General features: G+C 72.4%; 9 protein-coding genes and 1 pseudogene. 2 read left to right on the top strand and 8 right to left on the bottom strand.

All coding sequences use genetic code 11. The features are described 5' to 3' along the window. Positions 1-155 (top strand): annotated as a pseudogene (locus ACCP09_RS17325) (LLM class F420-dependent oxidoreductase); the annotation flags it as partial. Positions 156-183: 28 nt separating this feature from the next. Here the strand turns inward: ACCP09_RS17325 and lipB are convergent. The 7 genes from lipB to lpdA all read right to left on the bottom strand — a co-directional run bounded on the left by lipB (position 184) and on the right by lpdA (position 7,298). Continuing rightward, positions 184-927, bottom strand: a complete 744-nt coding sequence (gene lipB / locus ACCP09_RS17320) for a lipoyl(octanoyl) transferase LipB (protein WP_017984080.1) — start codon at positions 925-927, stop codon at positions 184-186. 10 nt (positions 928-937) lie between these two features. Then, a complete protein-coding gene (locus tag ACCP09_RS17315; RefSeq protein ID WP_400988236.1) occupies positions 938-1,570 on the bottom strand; it encodes a phosphatase PAP2 family protein in 633 nt (210 codons plus the stop codon). Beyond that, on the bottom strand, positions 1,567-2,445 hold the full coding sequence (locus tag ACCP09_RS17310) for a TIGR01777 family oxidoreductase (protein ID WP_123685342.1): 879 nt from the start codon (positions 2,443-2,445) through the stop codon (positions 1,567-1,569). The genes ACCP09_RS17315 and ACCP09_RS17310 overlap by 4 nt, the downstream gene beginning before the upstream one ends. Before the next feature lie 41 nt (positions 2,446-2,486). After that, on the bottom strand, positions 2,487-2,939 hold the full coding sequence (locus ACCP09_RS17305; protein ID WP_378333906.1) for an ArsR/SmtB family transcription factor: 453 nt from the start codon (positions 2,937-2,939) through the stop codon (positions 2,487-2,489). A gap of 16 nt (positions 2,940-2,955) precedes the next feature. After that, entirely contained in the window at positions 2,956-4,026 is a 1,071-nt protein-coding gene (locus ACCP09_RS17300) for a serine hydrolase (RefSeq protein ID WP_433747850.1), read from the bottom strand. 66 nt (positions 4,027-4,092) lie between these two features. Further along, complete coding sequence (sucB, locus tag ACCP09_RS17295) at positions 4,093-5,883, bottom strand: 2-oxoglutarate dehydrogenase, E2 component, dihydrolipoamide succinyltransferase (protein ID WP_433747847.1); 1,791 nt, start codon at positions 5,881-5,883, stop codon at positions 4,093-4,095. A gap of 41 nt (positions 5,884-5,924) precedes the next feature. Continuing rightward, on the bottom strand, positions 5,925-7,298 hold the full coding sequence (lpdA, locus tag ACCP09_RS17290) for a dihydrolipoyl dehydrogenase (protein WP_027934774.1): 1,374 nt from the start codon (positions 7,296-7,298) through the stop codon (positions 5,925-5,927). Positions 7,299-7,436: 138 nt separating this feature from the next. On the opposite strand from lpdA, the gene ACCP09_RS17285 reads away from it, so the two are divergent. Further along, positions 7,437-7,778, top strand: coding sequence for a hypothetical protein (locus ACCP09_RS17285; protein WP_027934775.1), 342 nt, complete (start codon positions 7,437-7,439; stop codon positions 7,776-7,778). Positions 7,779-7,781: 3 nt separating this feature from the next. On the opposite strand, the gene ACCP09_RS17280 is transcribed toward ACCP09_RS17285, so the two are convergent. Continuing rightward, on the bottom strand, positions 7,782-8,807 hold the full coding sequence (locus tag ACCP09_RS17280) for an NAD(P)-dependent alcohol dehydrogenase (protein ID WP_433747843.1): 1,026 nt from the start codon (positions 8,805-8,807) through the stop codon (positions 7,782-7,784). Positions 8,808-8,862 lie beyond the last annotated feature (55 nt).

Genomic DNA, 8,862 nt, shown 5'->3' with positions numbered 1-8,862 from the left:
AGAACGGCCTGGCAGGCACCGTGGACGAGGTGGTCGACAAGATCGGCCGCTACCGCGAGGCCACCGGCGTCACCCGCCTCTACCTGCAGGTGCTGGACCTGTCCGACCTGGACCACCTCGAGCTGATCGCCTCGAAGGTCGCCCCGCAGCTGTGACCGCGCGTCCTCCGGTCCTGGGCTCGGCTCAGGGCCGGAGGGCGAACGTCACGCCCGGCGCCGAGGGCGCCGAATCCTCGCGGCGCAGCCACCGGTCGTCCGACACCGCCAGCTCGCCGTCCAGCGCGGCCAGCACGGCGTCACGGGCCAGGGGGAGCGCCTCGGCGACCGGGACGTCCCGCTCCAGCTCGAACGACAGCGACGTCACGCCGGCGTCCCGGATCCCGCACGGCACGATCTTGTCGAACGCCGTCAGGTCCGCGTTGCAGTTCAGCTCGAAGCCGTGCATCGTCACGCCGCGCTGCACGCGGATGCCGATCGCCGCGATCTTGCGCTCCGGGCCGCGCTCGTCGGCGGGCACCCACACGCCGCTGCGGCCCTCGACCCGCCCGGTGTAGACGCCGAACTGGTCGCACACCCGGATCAGCGCCTCCTCCAGGCGCCGCACGTAGTGCACGACGTCGATCGGGTCACCCAGCTTGACGATGGGGTAGCCGACCAGCTGTCCCGGCCCGTGCCAGGTGATCTTCCCGCCCCGGTCGACGTCGATCACCGGCGTGCCGTCGGTCGGCCGGTCGGCGTCCTCGGTGCGCTTGCCCGCGGTGTAGACCGACGGGTGCTCCAGCAGCAGGAGTGTGTCCGGGGCCTCCGAGCAGTCCGCCCGCGCGTTCACCAGCTCCCGCTGCAACTCCCAGGCTTGCAGGTAGTCGATGGTGCCGATGTTCTTGACGGTGACGGGGGTGCTGGCGGCGCGGCAGGACTTGGGACTCACGACTGGCAGGTTACGCCGACCGCGCCGCCGACGGCACGGGCTGTGGCGGTAACAACCGCACCGCCCACCCCGTGAGAAAACCCACGCCGAGCACGCCGAGCACGGCGCCGACGGTGTCGCTGACCCAGTGCACCCCGAGTATCACCCGGCTCGCCGCGCACAGCACCGTCGCGACCGAGAAGAACACCACGACCCACTTCGTCAGCTTCGGCGCGAGCCACAGGCACAGCAGCGCCGCCGCGAGCCCGGTGCTGGAGATCGACACCACGTGGCCGCTGGGGTAGCTGAACTCCGGGTACTCGCGGGGCCGGTCGCGCACGAACAGCGGCTTGAAGACCACGCTCACCAGCCGGGTGGCGGCGAGCACGGCCAGCACCCGCAGCGCCACGCCCGCCTGGTACCGCATGCCGCGCCGCAGGCACACGACGATCCCGACCGCGAGCGCGATCGCGAAGATCGCGGGCACGACCGGTCCGAACGCGTCGCTGACCACCTGCGCCACCCGTCCCGGCGTGCCGCGCCACCAGCCCTGCACCAGGCCGGCTACGGCCAGATCGACGGCGTACGGCGGCCGCGCCACCGCCACGCCCAGCCCGAGGAACAGGACGAAGAACGCGCCGCCGAGCGGAAGCCACCTGGTCAAAGGGCGACCGCCAACGCGCCCTCGAGGTCGGTGTGCACGAACGTGAACCCGGCCTTCTCCAGCACCGCAGGCACCGCCCGCTGCGAGATCAGCGCCATCTCGTCGGCCACCTCGCCGAGCGCCGCCCGCAACGCGAACCCGGGCGCCCACCACGGGGCGGGCCGCCGCAGCACGTGCCCCATCGCGCGGGTGAACTCGGCGTTGGTCGCCGGCTCCGGGTTGCACACGTTCACCGGGCCGGACAGCGTCTCGTGCTCGATCAGGAACCGCATCGCGGACACGTGGTCGCGCAGGCTGATCCACGGCATGTACTGCTTGCCGTCACCCAGCTTGCCGCCGAGGCCGAGCCAGAACAGCGGCTTGAGCGGCCCGAGCAGGCCCTCCTTGGACAGCACCAGACCGGTGCGCAGGTTCACCACGCGCGAGCCCGCCTCGGTCGCAGGCGCGGTCGCCGCCTCCCACGCCTCGCACAGCTCGGCCAGGAACCCCTGACCCCGTGGCGCGGTCTCGGTCACCACGGTGTCGCCGGTGTCGCCGTAGTAGCCGATCCCGGAGGCGTTGACGAGGGTCGGGATGCGGTACTCCGCGACGGCCTCGGCCAGCACCTCGGTGGGCTCGATCCGGCTGTCGCGGATCATCTGCTTGCGGGCCGCGCTCCACCGCAGCCCCATCGGCGAGCCGCACAGGTTGACGACGGTGGTGACGTCTTCGAACGCGCGGTCGTCGATCCGGCCCGCGGGCGGGTCCCACGAGTGCTCGTCGGCTGCCCTGGCCGGACGCCGTACCAGCCGGCGCACGTCGTGCCCCGAGTCGCGCAGCGTGGCGACGAGCGCCGAGCCGAGTAGCCCGCTGGATCCGGCGATCAGTACTCGCATACCCCGATCGTTGCTCACGCCGCCGTTTCGCGCACGTTCCCTCACCGCAGTTGCCCGGCGACGTCGGCGGCCGCGGTCAGCAACACGAGCACGGGGATCGTTGCGCGGGCGGGCAACCGGTAGCTGCCGCGCTTGTCCGGCTCGACGATCCCGGCGCCGGTCAACGCTTTGAGGTGGTGGTACAGCTGCCCGGTCGAGCCGAGCCCGGCGGCCTCCTGCAGCGCGGCGGCAGGCTGCGGCCCGCGCGCGGCCAGCGCCCGCACGATCGCCAGGCGCGCCGGATTGCCCAGCGCCGCCAGCACTTCCGCGCGGGGACCGTCGTCGAGAGCCAGCGCGCGGGCCGGGGTCACGGTGATCTCCCACTCGAGTTCGAGGGGCTCCTCGGTGCGGCCGCGGTAACCGACCATCCCCGTCCCGTCCGCCCTGGCGCCGCTTTCCAGCGCGGCCACCCGGCGTTCCAGGTCCGCCAGACGGTTGAGCACGTCGTCGTTCACGGACCCAGCATGACGGTCAGCCGTGCAGCGCCCGCACGAGCCCGTCGAAACCCTCCCGCGTGGACAGTGCGGCGAGCCCGGCGCGCAGGAACGGCCCCTGGTTGGCGAAATCCGCGTCGGCCACGTCGTCGAGCAGGAGCGCGAGGGTCGCGGCGCGTCCGTCCGGCCACCGCACGGTCATCCCGGTGGCCAGCACGCGCGGCAGGCTGCCGCCCTTGAACGCGACCGCGGCGGCGCCGGGCGGGACGAGCGCGGCGAACGGCTCTTCCAGGTGGCGCCGCACGACGGTCTCGCCGAAGCGGCCGGCCGCGAGCGCCCGGTGCATCGCGAACAGTCCGGCCGCGCTCCCACGCCCGTGCCCGCGCGTCCAGGCCACCTGGGCCTCGGCGCCCGGCGGGGTCTGGAAGCGGGCGAGCACCTCGTCCCGGAACGCCGGCTCGGTGGCGAACCGGCGCGCCAGCCGGTCGCCCGCGCCGGCCCGCAGCGCGGGGGAGCGCGGGAGGAACTCGGGGAACAGCAGCAGGAGCACCTCGCCGCAGAACGACCGGAGGTCGGGCCGGAGCCAGGCGCCGCGGGCGGCCGCCGCGGTCAGGGTCTGGTCGCCGAGGCGGTGGCGCAGGTAGTCGGCCGCGGAGTTGTCGCTGAAGACGATCATCGCGCGGGCCAGCCGGTCCAGCGGGACCGTCGCGTCCGGGTCGAGCGCGTTGCCCCGGTCGGTGTGCGGGATGCCGAGTTCCTGGAGCGCGAACAGGTGCGCGCCGCCGTCGCCGCCGAACGGGTAGAACGCCTCCCAGTCGCCGAGCCGCACCGGCTCGTCCGGGTCCAGGCCGCGCTCGACCGCCGTGGCGTAGGCGGCGAGGTGCACGACCTTGATCGTGGAAGCCAGGATCTGCGGGGCGTGCGGCCGGTGCGCCACCCGGCGCCCGTCGGCGTCCACGGCCAGCGCGCCGACCCGGTCGCGGTGCCGGGCGATCCAGTCGAACCAGCCCTGCGGGGTGGACGTGTCGGCGACCGCGGTCGCGGGCACGGCGAGCGTGGCCACGCCGGCGAGCGCCGCGGAGCCGAGCAGAGTGCGCCGGGAAAGCACGAAGACCCCCTCCTCCAGTTTTCCGTAATTACGGAATACCGGCGGAGGGGGTCTCCGGTCAAGCGGCTACAGACCCAGCTCGTCCTCGAAGTGGCCCTCTTCGAGGCGGTTCTTGATCGTGGTCAGGAACCGGCCCGCGTCCGCGCCGTCGATCAGGCGGTGGTCGTAGGTCAGGGCCAGGTAGGCCATCGACCGGATGGCGATGGTGTCCTGCCCGTCCGCGTCGGTGACCACGACCGGCCGCTTCACCACCGCGCCGACGCCCAGGATCCCGGACTGCGGCTGGTTGATGATCGGCGTGTCGAACAGGGCGCCGTTGCTGCCCAGGTTGGTCACCGTGAAGGTGCCGCCCGACAGCTCGTCCGGCTTGATCTTGTTCGCGCGGGTGCGGGCCGCGACGTCCGCGATCGCCCGGGCCAGGCCCGCCAGGTTCAGCTCGCCCGCCTTGTGGATGACCGGGGAGATCAGGCCCTTCTCGGTGTCCACCGCGACGGCGAGGTGCTCCTCGCCGAAGTAGGTGATCTCCTTCTTCTCCTCGTCCAGGTAGGCGTTGATGTTCGGGTGCTGCTTGAGCGCCTCGACCGTCGCCTTGGCGAAGAACGGCAGGAAGGTGAGCTTCACGCCCTCCCGCTCCTGGAAGGAGGCCTTCGCCTGCTGGCGCAGCCGGGCGATCTTGGTGACGTCCACCTCGAACACCTGGGTGAGCTGCGCCGAGGTCTGCAGCGACTCGCGGGTGCGCTGCGCGATGACCTGGCGGATCCGGCTCGCCTTCTGCGTGGTGCCACGCAGTGCGGCCAGCTCCGGCGACGGGGCAGCCGGGGCCTTGGCGGCGGGGGCGCTCGGCGCGGCGGCCGGGGCCTGCGCGGCGGGCGCCTGGGCGGCCGGGGCGCTCTGCTTCTGCTTCGCCTCGGCCGCCGCCAGCACGTCCTGCTTGCGGATGCGGCCGCCGACACCGCTGCCGGTCACCGACGCCAGGTCGATGCCGTGCTCGGTGGCGAGCTTGCGCACCAGCGGGGTGACGTACGGGCCGCTGCCGTTGCCGTCGCTCGCGGCCGGGGCGGCCTGCGGCTGCGGAGCCGGCTGCTGCGGCGCGGGCTGCTGCGGGGCCGGCTGCTGGGGAGCCTGCTGCGGAGCGGGCGCCTGCGCGGCCGGGGTGGGCTCGGGCTTCGGTTCCGGCTTCGGCTCGGCCTTGGGCTCCGGCGCCTTCGGCTGCTCCTGCTGCTGGGCGGGCGCGGCGCTCGCGTCGCCGATGATGGCGAGCGTGCCGCCGACCTCGACGGTCTCGTCCTCACCGACGCTGATCTCCAGCAGCGTGCCCGCGATTGGCGACGGGACCTCGGTGTCGACCTTGTCGGTCGAGATCTCCAGCAGCGGCTCGTCCACCTCGACCGTGTCGCCGACCGACTTCAGCCAGCGGGTGACGGTGCCCTCGGTGACGCTCTCGCCCAGCTCGGGCAGCGTGACCGGCGTGCCCTGAGCGGAACCGCTCGGCGCGGGCTGCGCCTCCGGGGCGGACTGCTGCTGCGGCGCGGACTGCTCCGGCTCGGGCTCGGGCTCCGGCTCGGGCTGGGCCTGCTGCGCGGGCGCCTGCTCCTGCGCGGGGGCGGAACCGCCGCCGGAACCGTCGTCGATCACGGCGAGCTCGCCGCCGACCTCGACGGTCTCGTCCTCCTGGGCGACGATCTTCTGCAGCGTGCCTGCGACCGGCGACGGGACCTCGGTGTCGACCTTGTCGGTCGAGATCTCCAGCAACGGCTCGTCGACCGCGACCGTGTCACCCTCCTGCTTGAGCCAGCGGGTGACGGTGCCCTCGGTAACGCTCTCCCCGAGCTCCGGCAGTGTGACGGAGAAGGCCATCGTGAATTGACTCCCTTGAATCTTTGTCGGCTGCGGTCCGGTCAGCTGTGCACGTGCAGTGGCTTGCCGGCCAGGGCAAGGTGTGCTTCGCCGAGGGCCTCGGTCTGGGTCGGGTGGGCGTGGATCAGCGGAGCGACGTCCTCCGGGAAGGCCTCCCAGTTGTAGATCAGCTGGGCTTCGCCGATCAGTTCGCCGACCCGGTCCCCGACCAGGTGCAGGCCGACGACCGGCCCGTCCGGCGCCTTGATCACCTTGATCGCGCCGGAAGTCTTGAGGATCTGGCTCTTGCCGTTGCCGGCCAGGTCGTACGTGAAGGTCTGCACGTCCGAGCCGTAGCGCTCCTTGGCAGCCGCCTCGCTCAGGCCGACGGAAGCGACCTCGGGGTGGCTGTAGGTGACGCGCGGGATGCCGGCTTCGTCGATCGCCTTCGGCTCCAGGCCGGCGATCTCCTCGGCGACGAAGATGCCCTGGGCGAAGCCGCGGTGCGCGAGCTGCAGGCCGGGGACGATGTCGCCGACGGCGTAGACGTTCGGCAGGTTGGTGCGCAGGCGCTCGTCGGTGATGACGAAGCCGCGCTCCATCCGGACGCCGGCCTCCTCGTAGCCGTGGCCCGCGGTGTTGGGGCCCCGGCCGACGGCGACCAGCAGCAGGTCGGCCTCCAGCGTCTCACCGGACTCCAGGGACACGGTCACGCCGTTGTCGTCCTGCTTGGCGCCGGTGAACTTCACGCCGGTCTTGAAGTTGATCTTGCGACGGCGGAACGCCCGCTCGAGCTGCTTGCTGGCGAACTCGTCCTCGGCCGGGACCAGCCGCGGCAGCGCCTCGACGATCGTCACGTCCACGCCGAAGGAGGCCCACACGCTGGCGAACTCGACGCCGATGACGCCGCCGCCGAGCACGACGACCTTCTCCGGGATCCAGTCCAGGGTCAGCGCCTCGTCGCTGGCGATGATCCGGCCGCCCAGCTCCAGGCCCGGCAGGGTCTTCGAGTACGAGCCGGTGGCCAGGACCAGGTTCTTGCCCGTGTACCGGGTGCCGTCGACCTCGACTGTGGTGCCGCCGACGAATGTGCCGGTGCCCTCGACGACGGTCACCTTGTGGGCCTTGGCCAGGCCCTGCAGCCCCTTGTAGAGGCGGCTGATGACGCCGTCCTTGTACTTGTGGACGCCGGCGATGTCGACGCCCTCCAGGGTGGTCTTCACGCCGAACTGCTCGCCCTCGCGGGCGGTGTCGGCGACTTCGGCCGCGTGGAGCAGGGCCTTGGTCGGGATGCAGCCGCGATGCAGGCACGTCCCGCCCAGCTTGTCCTTCTCGATCAGGATGACGGACTGGCCCAGCTCCGCGGCGCGGAAGGCCGCGGCGTAGCCGCCGGATCCGCCACCGAGGATCACCAGGTCGGCGCCAGCGTCGCTCACGTCGTTTACTCCTCGTTTTACGTCCAAACCCTCATCATCTTGTCACTACGTAGTCCGGCCCTGCGAGGTAGCCGGGTGTGTTAATCGGCGCACTTCTGATCCCCGGGATAATGGCGGGGGAGGGCAGGCGGAGATGAGGTGGTCGAGGTGGGTCTGTTCGACGGTCTGAAGCGCAGACGCGGCGCCGGGAAACCGGGCACGCTGCGCCGTGCCAGTGACGCTGACCTGCGTCATCTGGAGGGCTGGGCGGCCGCGCGGCGGGGCGTCGAGGCGTTCGTCGAGCCGCGGACGACGGTCACCGAGACCACCGTCGTCCTGGTCGCGCACGACGGCGAATGGACGCGGCGCCGGATCGGCAGCCTGGACGCCGCGCAGCAGTTCGGGCGCAAGCATTCGATCCCGGTGTACGAGGTCGCGAAAGTCGGTTACCCGAAGCGCATGCGCGAATACACAGAGCGGCAGAAGCGCGCCAAGGGCTGAGATTCAGTCCAGGTCGGACAGATCGAGGACGAAGCGGTAGCGGACGTCGCCCCGGGCCAGCCCCTCCAGCGCGTCGTTCACCCCGGCCGAGGGGAGCACCTCGACGTCGGCGGTGATCCCGTGGGCGGCGCAGAAGGCGAGCATGGCGGCGGTCGCGGGCCTGCCACCGCTGCCCGCCGAGCTGAGCTTCTTGCGCCCGACCAGCAGGTCGAGGGTCTCCACCGTGACCGGCCCCAGGTGCCCGAGGTGGCTGAGCGTGCCGTCCAGCGCCACGAGGCGCAGGTAGGCGCCCAGGTCGTGGGGCGCGGAGATGGTGTCGATCAGGATGTCGAACCGCCCCCGCGCGTCCGCCATGCGAGCCGGGTCCGTCGAGTCGAGCAGGTCGGCCGCGCCGAGCCGGCGCGCGTCACCCGCCTTGTCCGCCGACCGGCTGATCACCGTGGTCTCGGCGCCGAGCGCCACCGCGAACTTGACCGCGAGGTGACCCAGCCCGCCCAGCCCGGCCACGGCGACCCGGGTGCCCGGCCCGGCGCCCAGGCTGTGCAGCGGTTCCCACACGGTGATCCCGGCGCACATCAGTGGTGCGGCGCCCGCGGGGCCGAGGCCTGCCGGGAGCGGGTAGGCGAACCGGTCGCGGACGACGTACTCCCGTGAGTAGCCGCCCAGTGTCGTGGAGCCGTCGTGGCGGTCGGTGCCGCCGTAGGTGAGGGTGGGGAAGTCGTGGCAGAAGTTCTCCTGCCCCGCGAGGCACATGGCGCAGGTCCCGCAGGAGTCCACGATGTTGCCGACGGCGACCGCGTCCCCGGCGGCGAAGTCGGTCACCGCGGATCCCGTGGCGGTGACCACGCCGGTGAACTCGTGGCCGGGCACGAGTGGAGTGTCGCCGGCCCGCACCGCGTGCAGGTCGGTGTGGCAGACGCCGCAGTAGTCGACCCGGACCGCCAGGTCGTCGGGCCGCAGCTCCCGCCGCTGGACGGGCGCCTGTCGTAGCGTCCCCGCGACCGCGTGCCATCCCGTCGTCGTCCGCATGGACGCCTCCTTCAAACAGACTGTTCGGTTTGTTTCGACCGTAACAGACCGAACA

This window comes from Amycolatopsis sp. 3B14, assembly GCF_050958625.1.
Classification (GTDB): domain Bacteria; phylum Actinomycetota; class Actinomycetes; order Mycobacteriales; family Pseudonocardiaceae; genus Amycolatopsis_E; species Amycolatopsis_E thermoflava.
This window is presented reverse-complemented; position numbering and strand designations above follow the sequence as displayed.